Origin of the sequence: Clostridium saccharobutylicum DSM 13864 (assembly GCF_000473995.1) — a bacterium.
Classification (GTDB): Bacteria; Bacillota; Clostridia; order Clostridiales; family Clostridiaceae; genus Clostridium; species Clostridium saccharobutylicum.
Window position 1 is genome coordinate 3,254,514 of record NC_022571.1, and the last position, 15,521, is coordinate 3,270,034.

The 15,521-nt window shown below is 28.4% G+C and carries 21 protein-coding genes; 2 read left to right on the forward strand and 19 right to left on the reverse strand.

Annotation, left to right across the window (positions count from 1 at the left end):
* The 15 genes from CLSA_RS14015 to CLSA_RS23145 form a co-directional block, all read right to left on the reverse strand.
* Nucleotides 1-1,632, reverse strand: coding sequence for an ATP-binding protein (locus CLSA_RS14015; protein WP_022747021.1), 1,632 nt, complete (start codon nucleotides 1,630-1,632; stop codon nucleotides 1-3).
* Nucleotides 1,622-3,766: a Mu transposase C-terminal domain-containing protein gene (locus CLSA_RS14020; protein WP_022747022.1), complete on the reverse strand. Its 2,145-nt coding sequence runs from the start codon at nucleotides 3,764-3,766 to the stop codon at nucleotides 1,622-1,624. Before CLSA_RS14020 ends, CLSA_RS14015 begins: the two co-directional genes overlap by 11 nt.
* Complete coding sequence (locus CLSA_RS14025; protein WP_022747023.1) at nucleotides 3,756-4,526, reverse strand: TnsA endonuclease C-terminal domain-containing protein; 771 nt, start codon at nucleotides 4,524-4,526, stop codon at nucleotides 3,756-3,758. The genes CLSA_RS14020 and CLSA_RS14025 overlap by 11 nt, the downstream gene beginning before the upstream one ends.
* 76 nt (nucleotides 4,527-4,602) lie before the next feature.
* Nucleotides 4,603-5,139, reverse strand: coding sequence for a DNA topology modulation protein (locus tag CLSA_RS14030; protein ID WP_022747024.1), 537 nt, complete (start codon nucleotides 5,137-5,139; stop codon nucleotides 4,603-4,605).
* A 43-nt stretch (nucleotides 5,140-5,182) separates the two neighbouring features.
* Nucleotides 5,183-5,752, reverse strand: coding sequence for a tyrosine-type recombinase/integrase (locus CLSA_RS14035; protein WP_022747025.1), 570 nt, complete (start codon nucleotides 5,750-5,752; stop codon nucleotides 5,183-5,185).
* Between the two features lie 402 nt (nucleotides 5,753-6,154).
* Nucleotides 6,155-6,454, reverse strand: a complete 300-nt coding sequence (locus CLSA_RS14040; protein WP_022747026.1) for a hypothetical protein — start codon at nucleotides 6,452-6,454, stop codon at nucleotides 6,155-6,157.
* Nucleotides 6,455-6,475: 21 nt separating this feature from the next.
* Nucleotides 6,476-7,192 (reverse strand): hypothetical protein, encoded by a 717-nt coding sequence (locus tag CLSA_RS14045; RefSeq protein WP_022747027.1) that lies wholly within the window; start codon nucleotides 7,190-7,192, stop codon nucleotides 6,476-6,478.
* A 1-nt stretch (nucleotide 7,193) separates the two neighbouring features.
* Entirely contained in the window at nucleotides 7,194-7,514 is a 321-nt protein-coding gene (locus tag CLSA_RS14050) for a hypothetical protein (protein WP_022747028.1), read from the reverse strand.
* A 21-nt stretch (nucleotides 7,515-7,535) separates the two neighbouring features.
* Nucleotides 7,536-8,285 (reverse strand): peptide arginase family protein, encoded by a 750-nt coding sequence (locus tag CLSA_RS14055; protein ID WP_022747029.1) that lies wholly within the window; start codon nucleotides 8,283-8,285, stop codon nucleotides 7,536-7,538.
* Between the two features lie 244 nt (nucleotides 8,286-8,529).
* The gene (locus CLSA_RS14060) at nucleotides 8,530-9,147 is read right to left on the reverse strand and encodes a DUF3841 domain-containing protein (RefSeq protein WP_022747030.1); all 618 of its coding nucleotides are present in this window, start codon (nucleotides 9,145-9,147) and stop codon (nucleotides 8,530-8,532) included.
* Between the two features lie 142 nt (nucleotides 9,148-9,289).
* Complete coding sequence (locus CLSA_RS14065; protein WP_022747031.1) at nucleotides 9,290-9,808, reverse strand: GNAT family N-acetyltransferase; 519 nt, start codon at nucleotides 9,806-9,808, stop codon at nucleotides 9,290-9,292.
* 206 nt (nucleotides 9,809-10,014) lie between these two features.
* Complete coding sequence (locus CLSA_RS14070; RefSeq protein ID WP_022747032.1) at nucleotides 10,015-10,323, reverse strand: hypothetical protein; 309 nt, start codon at nucleotides 10,321-10,323, stop codon at nucleotides 10,015-10,017.
* Nucleotides 10,324-10,423: 100 nt separating this feature from the next.
* Nucleotides 10,424-10,546 (reverse strand): hypothetical protein, encoded by a 123-nt coding sequence (locus CLSA_RS24355; protein ID WP_022747033.1) that lies wholly within the window; start codon nucleotides 10,544-10,546, stop codon nucleotides 10,424-10,426.
* Between the two features lie 106 nt (nucleotides 10,547-10,652).
* Nucleotides 10,653-10,904 (reverse strand): hypothetical protein, encoded by a 252-nt coding sequence (locus CLSA_RS14075; RefSeq protein ID WP_022747034.1) that lies wholly within the window; start codon nucleotides 10,902-10,904, stop codon nucleotides 10,653-10,655.
* 180 nt (nucleotides 10,905-11,084) lie between these two features.
* The gene (locus tag CLSA_RS23145; RefSeq protein WP_022747035.1) at nucleotides 11,085-11,225 is read right to left on the reverse strand and encodes a hypothetical protein; all 141 of its coding nucleotides are present in this window, start codon (nucleotides 11,223-11,225) and stop codon (nucleotides 11,085-11,087) included.
* A 279-nt stretch (nucleotides 11,226-11,504) separates the two neighbouring features.
* Between CLSA_RS23145 and CLSA_RS14080 the strand changes: the two genes are divergently transcribed.
* Nucleotides 11,505-12,485 (forward strand): ParM/StbA family protein, encoded by a 981-nt coding sequence (locus tag CLSA_RS14080; protein WP_022747036.1) that lies wholly within the window; start codon nucleotides 11,505-11,507, stop codon nucleotides 12,483-12,485.
* Nucleotides 12,475-12,765, forward strand: coding sequence for a hypothetical protein (locus CLSA_RS14085; RefSeq protein WP_022747037.1), 291 nt, complete (start codon nucleotides 12,475-12,477; stop codon nucleotides 12,763-12,765). Before CLSA_RS14080 ends, CLSA_RS14085 begins: the two co-directional genes overlap by 11 nt.
* Before the next feature lie 161 nt (nucleotides 12,766-12,926).
* Here CLSA_RS14085 and CLSA_RS24360 read toward each other — a convergent pair whose 3' ends face one another.
* The 4 genes from CLSA_RS24360 to CLSA_RS14100 form a co-directional block, all read right to left on the reverse strand.
* Nucleotides 12,927-13,055 (reverse strand): hypothetical protein, encoded by a 129-nt coding sequence (locus CLSA_RS24360; protein ID WP_022747038.1) that lies wholly within the window; start codon nucleotides 13,053-13,055, stop codon nucleotides 12,927-12,929.
* Nucleotides 13,056-13,214: 159 nt separating this feature from the next.
* Nucleotides 13,215-13,838: a hypothetical protein gene (locus tag CLSA_RS14090; RefSeq protein ID WP_022747039.1), complete on the reverse strand. Its 624-nt coding sequence runs from the start codon at nucleotides 13,836-13,838 to the stop codon at nucleotides 13,215-13,217.
* Nucleotides 13,839-13,858: 20 nt separating this feature from the next.
* Complete coding sequence (locus CLSA_RS14095) at nucleotides 13,859-14,374, reverse strand: hypothetical protein (RefSeq protein WP_022747040.1); 516 nt, start codon at nucleotides 14,372-14,374, stop codon at nucleotides 13,859-13,861.
* A gap of 64 nt (nucleotides 14,375-14,438) precedes the next feature.
* Complete coding sequence (locus CLSA_RS14100; protein WP_022747041.1) at nucleotides 14,439-15,476, reverse strand: DUF1835 domain-containing protein; 1,038 nt, start codon at nucleotides 15,474-15,476, stop codon at nucleotides 14,439-14,441.
* Between the last annotated feature and the right edge of the window lie 45 nt (nucleotides 15,477-15,521).

The following is a 15,521-nucleotide window of genomic DNA, read 5'->3' on the forward strand; positions in this document are numbered from 1 at the left end:
TTAAATAACCTCCATTATTAAACTATCGAACTCTTTAATATAATTGTTATTTATTAATCCATCATAAATAGATTTTTCCTCTTCTTTACACTTTTTAGCTATATATCTTATGTCATTTTTATCTTTAAGCTCGATTTTACTTTTCTTCGCTTTCTTTTTCACTATACTACCGTTATTGCCTGTTTTCATAAGAAAACCTAACATTGTTCGTGTAATTTTATTTATATCTGTTTCTCCTATATTTATAACTTGATCCAAATAAATATTTATTTCCGCTTCCTTAAATCCTAAATCTAAAAGTCTAATTGTAACTTCTTTTTTTAAATCGAAACTTTGCATATTGTTTTTTTCTTCTTTTATCTTTTTAAACTGCTCTATTGTGCTATTTAGATTAATCTGGTTATGTTCATTATTTATGAAATTTGATATATCTAAAATCATAATGTCATTATATAAAGATAAGCCTTTCCCTCCATTTTTTAGTGACTGTAACATAGGTCTAACTAATTTTAAATTTTCATCTGCTACTTTTTTTATTAACTCAGAAGTAATTGTTTCTTTTTTTGAAGATATAGCTCTCACCTGAGCCATAAAAAACAATTTAATGCAAATATCTATTATTCCTTGACATTCATCGAACAAAACATCACTTATTTCTTTTGTTAATGGCTGTGGATTTCTAACCCATTGATAATCCCATAATCCTTCAATTAATAAATCCCATTGCTTGCTTTTTTTTAATCTGTCCCATACAAAATCTCCTTGTCCCCTTCGTGCTTGCCTGAATTCACCTTGTAAAATTGGCATAGCTTTTGGAGTTCCAACCAAAATAACTGGGATTGAAAGGTTAACCATAGAAACGAAATAGTTCAACATCTTTTCCGAACCTCCACTTTTAGCTAAACTTAAATTCTGTATTTCATCAACAACCAATAATCCTAACCCTACATTTCTGGAAATCTGATTTATTATTGGAAGCATTGCATTGGCTGAAAGTCTTGCCATACTATATTTTTCAAAGTAATTTGTTGATAAGATTCGATCCACACATGAAAAATATTCCAAGCAAAGTGCTTTAAGTGATCCATCAAACGGACAATCAAGCTTCAAATAAGTTAATTGTGTCATAGAAAATGGTCTGCCTCTATAATTTGAATGTAAAATTACTTGTGGCATAGTGCTTAACAGCTTTGATAATATGGTAGATTTCCCCATACCACTAACCCCTATAAGCGAAAATCCACTTGAAGTTGTTACATAATTCTCTCCATTGCCTAAAGTAATTTGTTCATTTAGTATATCCTTGTATCCATTGTTTAAATCTCTAACATATTTAGGAATAATGGGGTTTCTCATGGCATATCCCATTCTCAGAATTCTTGACATTCTACTTTCAAGCTCTAAATGTATTGGCAATGGTTGAAAATAAGTGAACAATCTCTGAATTAGGTGCAGACGTATATGAGCTTCATATTCTCTTTCTCTTATATCAAACTTAGGATAAAATGCAATTTTATTTATAACATCCTCCTTATTAAATATTAGAGGAAGAGCCTCTATAAAAGGATTTCCTTCATATTCATTAACTAATTGTTCCTTATAATTAGCCTCTACTGCATAATTAGTATTCATTATTCTTTTCCCCCTTTTGTTTTTTCCTTAGCAACAACATATCATCGTCTTCTTCAAAATCTGATATTGGATATTCTATAATCTTTCCTGAATTTATTATTTCATCTTCACCAATAACAAAAGCTTCTTCATTTCCATTTATAATTTTCTCAGCTTGTCTATTAACTCTTATTCCTTTGACATTTGAGCTATTTAATTTAATTCCCTTAGCTTCCTCTGTTGCTTCTTTTACGACTTTTTCTATTTCATCCATTAAATTTATTCTTTTTTCTACTTCATCTCTTTCAATATTTTTAACCATTAGAAGTTCTTTTTGTCTAAGATATTCAATTTCTTCAATAGTCTTGTCTAAATATCTATAGTCCTTTTTTAATAGAAAACACTTCTCATATTTTGTTCCAGTTTTATCTATCCAATAAATATCATTAAGATTTCGAGGATCATATGCTATATCTATCTTAAAATTACCCTTTGAACGGGCAATTTCAAAAATCCTATCCTTTATTGCAGTAATAGAGCTGTAAAATATACCTCTAAAGCGTATTCCATTTTCTGTTACTTTTGCTGTATCTCTTGGCATGAGACTTAGCTTAATAAGTTCTTCTGGTGCTGATCTTAACATCCCACTTTTATTTTTTATTCCCCAGTTCCATATATTTATTGGGATTGGTTCAATTTCATCTTCTATCATTCCCTTTTCTCTTCTGTAACCTTTTAAAACATTATGATTGTTGTGGTACATAATGGAAAGTATCACTATTTTAGTAAATTGCTTAATGTTTAGGACACTGTCGTAGCGATAATCTTTTGCACCACGTAATCTAAAATCTGGATTTATTGCTCCTGGCGATAATGGTCGAACCTGTAAATTTATAAGGCGGAACTGTTGCTCTACGATTGGTTTCCATTGAGGGAAATAGGGCGGTGTATTGGAAACTTTAATATTAAGATTATTCACTAAATGATCCGCGTTGAAACCTGCTATCTCTCCTCTATCCCCAATTACAGAAAATGGAATATATTCAATAGGCCATTCACTATGGTTTATTTCAATATCATACTCTTTGCAAAATTGAACCTTATTAGTCATGGCATTTGCCAAAGCTCCCATAGCTCCAACCCAAGAAGGTCCCTCTAATGTTACATTTACTCCTGTAACAAGGCGAGAATAAGTATCAATCACGACATAGATAACAGGACGTCCAATTAGCCATTCTTTGCTAAATCTGGAAACCAAATATACATCGCCCACTGTTGCGTCTATTTGATATTCCATTCCTGGACCTATTACCAAGTCATTAACTGAATGAAGTACAGCTCTATGTTTTTGATAAAATATCCTTGCTCCATATCTGCTCGAAACTTCTTTCTTTATGTCTCTTTCTTTATTAAACCAATATCTAAATTGATTTAAAGATGGTATTGAATCTTTATTGTTTAAAACCAATTCTTTTTTTCCTTTTTCATTTATAACTTTTTCTGTAAAATATTCTTTCAACATTAGATGATACGCAGTTACTAATGAATTTTTCTTTTGGTTATTGTAAAACTTATTAATAGACGTTTTAAAAATCTTTTTAATGTTTTCATCAATATTAATTCCACTATTTATATCATTCAACCTTGGTCTTCCTCTTTTTACATCACCAGATAGCTTACTTTTATTTTTTCCTCCACATCTATGGGTATCAGGTAATAATGAGTTAGGATTCATACCTCGCTTCCAGTACCTTTTTATATAATCTTCAATAGTTCTTCTACTAATCCCACATTCTTTTATAACTTTATTAATAAACTTATTACGTTCATGTGTTATAAATATATCTGGTTCACCTATATACTTATAAAATTCCATAACTGCATTAAATGCCTTATCACGTTTATTTCTATCCTTTTCACTTAGCTCACTTTCAATAACTAATCTATAATGTACCTCATTTGCAATATACTGAGCCTTCTTTTCATTTATAAGTACAATTAGTTCAGATAATTTAGCTTCATGCGGCCAAGAATTATCAAAAATATTTATCATAAAAGCTACATCAATATCCTTTGAAATCCATAAAACTCTTTCTATTTCTTTTTCACCTTGACCTATCTTTATTAAACTATTTACCATTAAGCTACAGCACATTTTTCCTCACTCCTTGATAATTAACAGTAAATTTTTCTGCTGAAATATCAATATTAATAGGAGAATATAAATCTATAATAATTTCATTAGAAATTATCATTCTTTTAAATATAACCAAAGCTGTACCTATAGGTAACGACAGTTCTCTATCAACATTATCTAATATTTCTTTCATTGCACATTTATTGTAAGTAATTTTATTTGCCATAACTTCCTTAATATAAGCTTCGTCTTCATATCTAATATCTATATCTCCTAAATAGAGCCATTTAATATTATCAACCTTAGTCATAGGAATATCTTTATTAGTAATAATAGACCACCTAATTTCCTTATTTCCCCAATACCGCCTTTCAATTTCAAGCTTTTCTATAAGTAAATCTCGGTATAGTTCAGTTTCATTTCTAACAGATAAAGCTACGTATTTTTCTTCACCATTTCCTTTTAACGTAATTACAAATGTTGTTGTAAAAGTATACTCCTCGCCAGTCTTTTTATTTTTAAATTTCTCTAATTTAATATCAGATAAATCATCTACTACCTCATGCAAGTCTAATAATGGATAATGTTCTTTTATATCTGTTATTTTTTCTTCAAAATCCAATAAATAAAATACATTTGTCTCCAAATCACTTAAAAAATGATGTACTCTATTTGTTGTTTTTCCTTTTATCCGAGATACACGTCCTCTTGGAGCAAAATCCTGAATCTTTATTCCTGGGACATATTCTTTATCTTGAAAACTTATTTTATTTGACATACACCTGCCTCCGCTTCTACTAAATTACACAAAATAAAAAACCATATACTTTAGGCAATATTACTGATTTTTTTTATCAGCAATTGCTTTTGTATATGGTCTTAATATTATTTATGTATTTATTGGATTCTCTTCTATTTTTAAATATTATTATCTGCTTATTTCTATTTCCTTCAATTCTATCTTTATTTCTTTTACCTGATTTTTTAGGAAACTCCCATATATATTTCATAAATTCAAAATCTAACTTTTCATTACAACCCTCTGGCATATCTGGTCTTACTCTATTAAGATTTGTAATTACTCGCTTAAAATAACTAAACAAACATACCAATCTACTTAATTCAAAACAAATTACAGTATCAGCTTTTTCAAGGCGAATATCTATAGTCCCTCCATAATTGCCATCAATTATCCATTCGTCACCTTCTATCAAACTTTTTTGTATCTCTAACCATTGGTCTTTCGGAGTTTCAACCCATCCATCATTCCAAAACTCCTTATCAAGATGAATAAGTGGAATTCCAGTTATCTCTGAAAGCTTTCTTGAAAATGTACTTTTACCACTGCCTGGTGAACCTATAACCATTATTCTTTTTCCTATATTTTTCATTTATATCACCTTTGATTTCATCATAATTTTTATATGAATCTTATTATAAATTTAAATTAACATATATATCATCCAATTCTTCTTGCTCAACCGAGATATAGTGTAGCACTTCTTTCTGTGAAGAATGATTTAATATTCTCATTAGGAATGTAATATCAGTGCCATTTTTCCAACAATGATATGCAAACGTCTTTCTCATTCCATGGCTTCCAAAATTTATATGAGCTAACCCACACATATCTAAAGCCTCTGTAAGTATCTGAACAGCTCTTTGTCTTGTTATTGGTTTATTATCACCTTTTCTACTTACAAAAACATATTCTTCCTGTTCTGGTTTATAGACTTTTGCAAAGTCCTTAATAGCTCTTTGTAAATTCGGTGAGGTAGCGAACCTTTTCCTCTTGCCAGTTTTCTTCTCTTTAACTTCAATAAATTCTTTAGGCTTCTTTCCATCGTATATTGAGGAAACTTTCAATTGTAAAATATCAGAAATTCTAAGAGCTGATGAAATTCCAACTGTAAACATAAGGTAATTTCTTACGGATTTACTTTTTAAATACATCTTCACTAAATCTATCTGTTTTTGTTCTTTTAACGGATATGTCATATTCATTTATGTAAAACCTCCCTTCAAACGGTAAAATACTCAATTTTACATAATCCCATTAAAGAAAGTGTTTTGTAAAATTCAATAGATACTTAAAAATCACATTTTTAAGAAATAGCTTATTTGCTCATTTCTTACTTTCCTTTCTGTGATTCTGTAAAATTCAAAAATTCTAATAAATAATGCAGAGTTTTGTTAAAAAATCCTGCACTAACTAATTTCTATAATCTAATTATATCATTATTTTATTGATTGTAATGTTCAACTTAGTCAACATGGTGAACCTATTGCTCTTCAAATATATAATAATAAAAACTTATACCTGTATTAATGTGATATAAGTTTTATTATTATATATGCTTGTCTATATTTTTTCAAAATCAACAATATAAAAATTTCAGTAAATATTTAACCCAAACTTTTATATAACTTTTCAAATTCTTCTATTACTTTTATTATCCTTTCCTCCCCTATTTCTCTAAATCCTTTGCCCTCTATATCAAAATTATTATCAATAAATGTATCTATGCTTTTGATATTATAACTTCCTATATATTTTTGACTAAGAGCCGATACTATTAAGGTGAACATGCTTCCCCCTTCGATAGCGTCAGCGTCAATTAGTCCACCCAATCCACCTCTGTCACACTCAAATATCTTTCTTAAAGTAAATTCTAAACTTACCGCATATTGATGTAAATTTTCCATTTTAATTCTCCCTTCAATTAACTACATTATTAAAGCTACTCCACATACTATTATAAGAATTATTGGAATAATTAATTTTTTTATTCCTAATTGTTTTCCTACTATATAATGAAATAAGGCTGTAGCAACTACCAATAAAACTATCATTGGTAAATCAATAGCCATAATATTCAGGAAAGCTTCTCTATATCCTTTACTAAAATCTATTTTAGTAGTATCCATAACTTTTATATTAAAAACAATTATAGATATTGAAGCTATTAGTAATGTTATTATTTCCCCTATTCTACCATAAAATTTTTCTGTTGCTGATTTTAACTTTTTAATTTCTTTTTCTAACTCTTCTGCTTTTCTATCAACATTTAGTTTAATTTTATCCACTTCTTCAATTTGTTTATCAAGATTATTCTTAATTTTCTCAATTTCCATTAGTGTCTCATTAGCTCTTTTAACTGGTTCATATTGTAATTCTATGTGCTTTAGTTCTTCTCTCGGTTGAACCTTTATCGCATACTTTTGAATATATTCTTTACCTAAATCTGTAATATGATAATTGTAAAATTTCCCCTCTATTTTCTCCTTAACATAGCCATAAGAAACTAATTGGTTTATACGACTAATCATTGTAGACTTTGTATATGAAAAACTAAGACTTAATGTAGCTATATCTGTCCATTCATCTATAGAATATAAATATCCTAATATATCTTCAAGCTTTGCTAACTTCAATTTTTCCATACTAATCTCTTTCCTTATTAATAATTATTTGAGTAGCTACAGATGATATAATTATAAAACCATTATTTGCAATTCCAAACTTTCTATAACTATCGCTCTCAATATATTGTATATAATTATTCATTAATTCACAAAGATCATCTGCATACTTCTCCATAACATCCCAATCCCAATAATTTGAATACTTATCTTTCAACTGATTAATTATAATTTTATTTTCTACCCAATCTGTAGCAGTTTCTATTGAAATCATTTCTCCTGCGTCAACTATAGAATTAATTCCAAATACAAAATATCCAATCATTCCATTATTTATTTTCATTCTTGTCACTCCTCTATATACCTATATTCCCTCAATATACTCTTTTATAACATCTATTAATTCATCACTTTCTTTTACTGTATAGCCAGGTGATATACTCAATGCTAAAAAATCAAATTTACATTCATTAAAGTAGTTATCCTTTTCTATACCTTCAAACACAATCTCATTTTCATAACTAACTGGTGTAAATTGTTTAATATTCATAATATCTATCTTTTTTCCTCTTTTAAATTTCTTTAACTGAATGAAGCCACTATTTACATCATAATTTTTAAATATCTCCTGAATTAAATCCTGTTGCCAATTTGGATGAATAATAAACGTAAGCTTATCAATCCATTCACAAGCCATAGCATACGTTAAATAATTTCCACAATTAATTCTTTCATATTTACTTACATTTAATAATTCTGGGTATATTCTTTCATTTATATCTCTATATAAATATTCCGTCATAATATAATGCCAACTAAGGTCGCCTAACCCCATATCTGCATGTCCATCTACATGAACAACCTCAAATGGAGTTGACAACTTTCCATTTAATATTAATTCTCTCCAAAAATAAAATACTTCATTATGGTGCTTAACTACTCTTCCCTTAATCTTTTTATCTTTATTTAAACCTAAATTTGATTCCAAATAATTTTTCACTATCTCTTTAGACCATGGTACTATAGATGTATCATTTAATCTATTTCCAAAATCATTAACCATATGTACTATATCATTCTGAAAAAAGTCTAAATCTAAATCTAAAATTCTCATTGTACGATTTATCTCCTAAATTAGTTTACTATTACAAATTATACCACAAAAAATAACTAAAAATTATACATAGTACCAAATATAATTAATTTACTCTTCATCATATTTTGTTGCACTTATTTTTCATTAATCTAATCTTAATTATGTTTAGTTGAAGATAGGCAACATCTAATATAGCTATAAGCATATATAAAAAAATAAAGAACCATTAATCTACAGCTCCTTAATCACTTATTCCTTAATTCTATTTTGCTATAAAATGCTTAACTGAAACAACCTGCTCCCACCTTACTTCCCACATTGTCGCTTGTATAGATTGATCCTCTTTTTTGCCTGACCATCTCTCGTCCCCCTCACTCTCTAAATCAAATATTTTCTCCCAACTTTCATAAAGTCTTAATTTGTATTCATCTAAAATATCAGATTTTTTATCTGCTGACTGTAAATTATAATGACTATATCCATAACGTTCAAGTTCATTATAAAAACTATCATATTCTTCTTCACTATCACTTATATACCCATAATTTAGAACATTATTAAAATCCTGAAAATCAGATAACAAGGCATTTTGAGGTTCTACTTCTAATTCTAAAAGTACACCTTTTGTTCCTTTTTCTAAATGTCCAGAAAACCTTAAATCTGGTTTCTTATGTTTTATTCCATTCCACTGATACCAAACCCATATAGGATATTTTATTTTTTCTGAAATAAGTAAACCTATTCTCTTTTTCATTTGGTCTGCTATCCAATTATAATGAAAAATCATATCTTCACAAATAAATCTATCATTAGCTCTAAGAATTCTTGTATCCTTAAATTTCTCATATGCTCCTTCATTTTGTATAGTCCATAATTTCATATTTAACTTCCTTTTTTTATTTTGTATCTGTTACTCTAAATTGCTGATATAAGCATAATAAAACAGGTGTTCTAATTTCAAGCCACCTGCTGATTCACAAATTAATAAGATTATGTCTTATCTTATTTATTATAAATAAACTTTATAATATTAATTTCATTAAATTATCTGTCTGTTCATCTTCACCCAATTTGAAAATATGTGTATCGAATTTTTCAAATCCCTGTTTTTCATAAAATTTTATCGCATTGATGTTTTGTTCCCATACACCTAACCAAATATAATTTAGGTTATTATTTTCCCCAATTTCTGTTGCTTTTTTCATTAACATTTTGCCGATATGCTTACTTTTATATTCTTGTAATACATAAATTCTTTGAACTTCTAATGTGTTATTATGCCCTATCTCTGTTTGTGCTTTGTCAAAATTAAGCTTCATATATGCAACTACTTCTTCATTATTTTTGACTATATAAAATCTTGAACCATTATTTTTCATTTCACTCTCTATCTGTCCATAAGAAAAGTTTTCTTTCAAATAATTTTCCATATCTTCTTTTGTATTTTCATTAGAAAATGTTTCATAAAATGTTTTTTCGCTTATGTATTTAATTTTTTCTATATCTTCTAAACTACATTCTTTAATTAAAAAGTTTTCCATAAATTTCATTCCTCCAACAATATTTATATTTTAAATTGATTTCATAATAAAATATAGATATTTGCCATTACATAATTTAATAGAACCTATATTGGTTTAATTTACAACTCTTATTATAGTACCATTTATCTTAAATAAACTCTATATTTACCATTAGATATATCTATCTAAAATATAAAAACTCTGGATTATTTCCAGAGCTTATCTCATTGCTTATTTTCATCTATTTTATTATCCAAATTCTCTTTCCCTAATCTAAAATAGGTTTCTATTGTCTCTAATTCATCACTTTTTCCGCAAAGCTTCAAAATGTTATTTTGTATATCCACCGTCTCCTGCAAAATTTCTCTTACTTCCGCTATAGATAATTCTGTACACCATGCAATGTCTTTGATACTGAGTTTATTTGCTAAAGTTTTAACTATACCATTTAATCTTTCCTTGACTATTTTATCAGCTCTTTTCTCCGCTTCATTATTAATTAAATCAGCAATCTGCTTTGTAAATTCATCCATTATTTCACCACTCCAAAATTAGGTTTAAGGTATTTAATCTGATTAAACCTTATCGCCTAATTATTATATCAAAGCCTAAAATTATAAGTCATATATTTAGTTATATTTTTAATTTTTTTATTAATATTTCTAATTCTTCATGTGCTTTAGACTTAAAACTTATAGAAGTTTTCTTCTTAATAGCCAAGTTAATCTTTTTACTATGGTCTCTAATAGTAGTCATCTTGATACTACCTAATCCTTTCCCCTTATTCCTATTATCTGCTTACCTTGATCCTATTGCTTGTATATATTGTCCCATTGCTAAAGCCCCTTTCTATAGCTACTATTTAACTTTGCTCTTCTTTAAGAAGTTTAAGTAATTCGCTTTTCGATCCATTGGGCAATATCTCTAATAGATGTTTAAGCCCCATACTATATATAAGACAAATACTTAACCTATCTCTTTGTATACCATCTTCGCCTAAAGGAACACCATCCCACAGCTCTAACTTATTTTCATAGGGCGTATGTTCATGCCAAATACCTACATTAATTTCCTTTCCTGCTTCTTCTGGAACTAAATCGCTCATTTTTTTCATTTAAATATAACCACCTTTCTAACACTTATTTCTCCTTAATCCTACTTAATTAGCAATTCCCCTAAAAAGGAAAGCTCTTACTTATACCTATTTACTTAATCCGTAAAACTATATCTTGTAGCTCCTTGATACAGAAACTACTTGTTGGTAACCCACCTGCTATAATATCTTTCCTAACCGCTATATACTTATTCCTATATTCTTATTCATATAATAAAATCCTATATTGCCTGGATATGCTTTAGCCAATATTTCAGATTTTCTAAACAGATATTTAATATTCTTCATTATTTTCTGATTTACTGTATCAGCCCTACTCATTTTATTTCTTATCTCCTTTTATTAATTTTAATTCTAACCATTTCTCTAATTATTACTCTTTCAACTATATTTTATCAAATATCATGTAATAATGGTGTCCAAGATTGGCAATATAGCTTACCTTTAAATCACAATAGGCAACAAGCACACACATGCTACTTATTCGCAATTCTTCGTCCGAATAAAACTTATTTAATGCGATGATGTAGTAATAATTCGCATTGCAAGTGCTTATGATATAAAAATACTTAAAACTAACAAACGGAGGAAAAACAAAAGATGAAAGAGATAATATTAAGCGTTGATACAGGAAAATCATACACTAAAGCTATTACTAAAAAAGGAGAAAAAATAGAAAAAGTTCTTTTTAGAACAAAAGTACAGGAAGTTTCAAATTTAGATATAACTTTATCAAGTAATACCCACTTAATTGAATTTCAAGGAAAATCTTATCTAATTGGGGATATGGTATCTGAGAATTCCTGCAACTTCCAGATTTCCAAACACACGATAGACCATCAATTAAGCATTTACTTAGCAATATGTAAAATATTAAAAATTACTGACGCAATGAAAATGGGTTTGCCTAAAATCCATTTAGCTGTAAATATTCCATTGAATTTATATAAAAATGGTAATTCAAAAACTTCATACCAGTCATTTATCCAAAATAATAGCGAAATAATATCGTTGAAAGTTAATGGTATAGCATATGCGTTTAGAATAGCTTCCTTAGTTGTACTACCAGAAGCTATGGGACCTATATATTGTGTTAATAGGATAAATGACTTTAGAGATAAAAAGGTAACAGTTATAGATGTAGGGTCTTTAAACGTAAATTACTGTACATTCAATAGATTAGTGCCTGAACTTAATAGCATGAATATCTCGAACTTCGGTATAAATGTTTTAAGAGGTAAAATAGCCGAAAAATTAACCGAAATCTATGGCACGATTGTAAATGACGAGGACGTAGAAGAAATATTTACAAACGGTGGATTTCTTTATATAGCAGGAATTAAAAAAGCAGAAAGCAAAGAAATTATAGAGAAGCTAATTACTAATCATGTAAATGAAATCTTTAACTACGGTAGAAGCAGGTGTTTGACCTTCAACAACAGTAACATCGTCTTCTGTGGTGGTGGATCATTGCTTTTGAAAGATTATATTCTTGCTCAATATCCACTTGCGATAATAGAAGACCAGTTCTCAAATTGCTTATCCTACTTGAATATTTTGGAGGCCAAGCATGAAGACTAAAAAGCTTTCTATAAGCTTTTCAGAGCATTATAATGATATATACCAATACTTGAAAACAAAACACAATATAAGTCTTTACATATGTGAACTTGTCAGAGCTGAAATGAATAATAAAAATATCACAAATGCAGAATTAGAGGCTAAAATTGAAGAGCTTATAAAAAAAGTGCTTAAAGAAAATGATTATTCGTTTGACAGTAGTTCACAAACTGCTACAAGTCAAAATATACTAAATTCATTGAGTAACGATGATAAATCTCTTATAAAGGATTTATTTTAATAAATATTAAAAGATGGACACGCTTAATCTAATCTTTGTCCATCTTTTAAATTTATAGAAACATCTTAATCTTCTCTATATAGATATTTTTTATTTCCTTTATTAACTTATCATTTATGTCCTCTTTACTTCTGCAACACACTATGTTTTCATCATTATTTTTAAGGTCCTACAGTAATATATCCTTGCTTCAATCTAATTGTTGCAATATTAGCTTTAGATTTTGGATTTATTTCATACATCGGTCTAACTTTAAAAACTAAAACAGGTTCATTCCTTTTGATTATCACATAATTTTTCAATTAAATTTTTTAATAACTCTTGCACCTTAAAATCTAAGTCCTTATAAATTTCGCTTTCAATGAATTCAGTTATCTTCAAATTAATACACCTCCATATAGTAGGCTTAAAGCTTATGCTTTAAGAAGGTTTTTACTTAATCCTAATATTTATGCTTTTATTACAATACAACATTCAGATAGCAAGCTCAAATCATCACTAATACCAGTTCTTAATAGTGCGGCCGCAACTAAATTATATGGATTTTCTGCTGTTACAGCATTAGCTTGCACAACATCAGGATACTCCTTAATAAATGTTTTGACTGCAACTTCTGCGTCACCCGAATGTGTTTGAGCTTTGGATTCTTTAGAAACGAAAGCTTCCCATATGAATAGATTTAAGGATTTATTAATAAATTCGTTCCAGTCAAACGTTACCTTTATATCTACTTCTGCTAATTCGTTAATCCTACCCAATATCCAAGCTGTTTCTGCAAGACCTGTCGCTATCACTGTTCCACCTGCACTTGCACTCCAAGGACGATCTCCTTCTCCTTTTCTTGCACTTGTTAAATTCAATGGATTTTCTGAAATAGGAACAAATAACGGACATTCAAATCCCAGTGCTACTTTATATCCATTTGATATATCTTTAGCTATACCATCAGCGAAATCTTGAATACTACTCCCCATTAGAAACTCGTCCTTATCTCCTATTATCCCTCTACACCAACCAAAATTCTTCTTTTTTATTGAGCCAATATCAGCACACCATATTACAACATCCCGCACTTCTTAATACCTCTCTACCATTACAAATTGCATAACATTTGAATATTTTCTTCAATTATAACTTTTCTAAACCATTCTATAATTTTAGCTGAATCTTGTTTATCAAAATAAATCCATGATTGAGAACCTGTAAACCTATTATTATTTATAGACCCAGTAAAATTTACAGAATTAATAGTATTGTTAGGATCATCAACAAAGTTTTGGATATACTTAATATCTATTCCTTCTATAAAAATCCTTAAAGAATCTGGATTAATCTTAAAATAATATGGATAGTCTCCCCCATCATTAGTTTCTTCAATTCTTGAACTTGATCTACAGTACGCTACTATCTTATAAGTATAATACCCAAATTCTTTTTCTGCTCTTAAAAAGAATATGTCTTCTGCAACATTAAATTTGTTTTTATCAATTTTTCTTTCAGTTATATGAAAATTATATTCTCCTCCCAAATATTCTTTAAATGAATTAATTGTACTTTCTTTAGTTTTATATTCTGATTCACTTGTTGTTGATAAATATACAAATCTCATTTTAATACCCAACTCCTTCTAAAATAATTGTCATTATACGATTCTCTTCGATTTGCTACTAAAGCTATTTCTCTTCTATATTCAAATTCCTAACCTGCCCAATCGTCAGTCCAGTTTTATCAGCGATAGTTTCTATGTCTAATACACCCAACAAATTCTTAGCTATTTTTATACGTTCCTCTAATCGTCCTTGTTCTTTAATATCATTAATAAATTCTAACTTTCTTTCATCAGATTTTTTTCTTTCATTCCAGAAATCCATCGCCTCATTATCGCTACTTAAATACTTTAATCCATCATTGGTTATACATATCTCCATTTCTCTCATAATACCAAATTTACCCTTGAAGCTTATTTTTCCCAATTTTACAAGCTTTCTAATTCTCCAAAATATATAATCATCTGTAATTCTTGGTTCAGTATTTCCAAGTACCTCTCCAACAGTTCTTGCTGATTTTCTATATTCTTCATTTGTAAATTTCAATATATCTATATCAAAATAGTCTTCACTTACACTTTCCATATTTCCATTTATATAACTACGTAATAATGAATTTTCTTTAGTTAATTCATCCCATTGATTCAATAACTTTTTGTATTCATCTACTTCTATTTTCCTTGCTAATTTTAAGTATTCTACTAACTTTTCTGGTATAATTTCCGAGGCAGAATTTGCAATATACGTAAAAATTCTTCCTTGATTATTTTCTATAATTTTATCTGATACATTGATAACATAAGAATCTATTTCCTTATCTTTTAATAAATAAAGAGTATACATCATGCCACAAATTTCTCTATTACAATGTCCATACCAAAGATACACAATGTCTCCATCATTTATTTTAGAAATATCATCATAGAATTTTTTATAATTATCTTCAAATTCATCTATTTCACAATAAAAATATTCTTCTTCTCCATTAAGCTCATTCCACCACTCTTTTCTATTCTTTATGTCTTTCAAATTGTTTATTAGTCCATTTGAAAGATTATCATAAAGTGCTATAAGCTTATCCATTGAAATATATTCTTTCTTAACAGCTTGCCTAAAACTTCCCTCCGCACTTTCTGAAAAAACTATATGAATTATTTTACTCATAACAACCTCCATTATTAAATAATAGACATAAGGATATAAGTATTA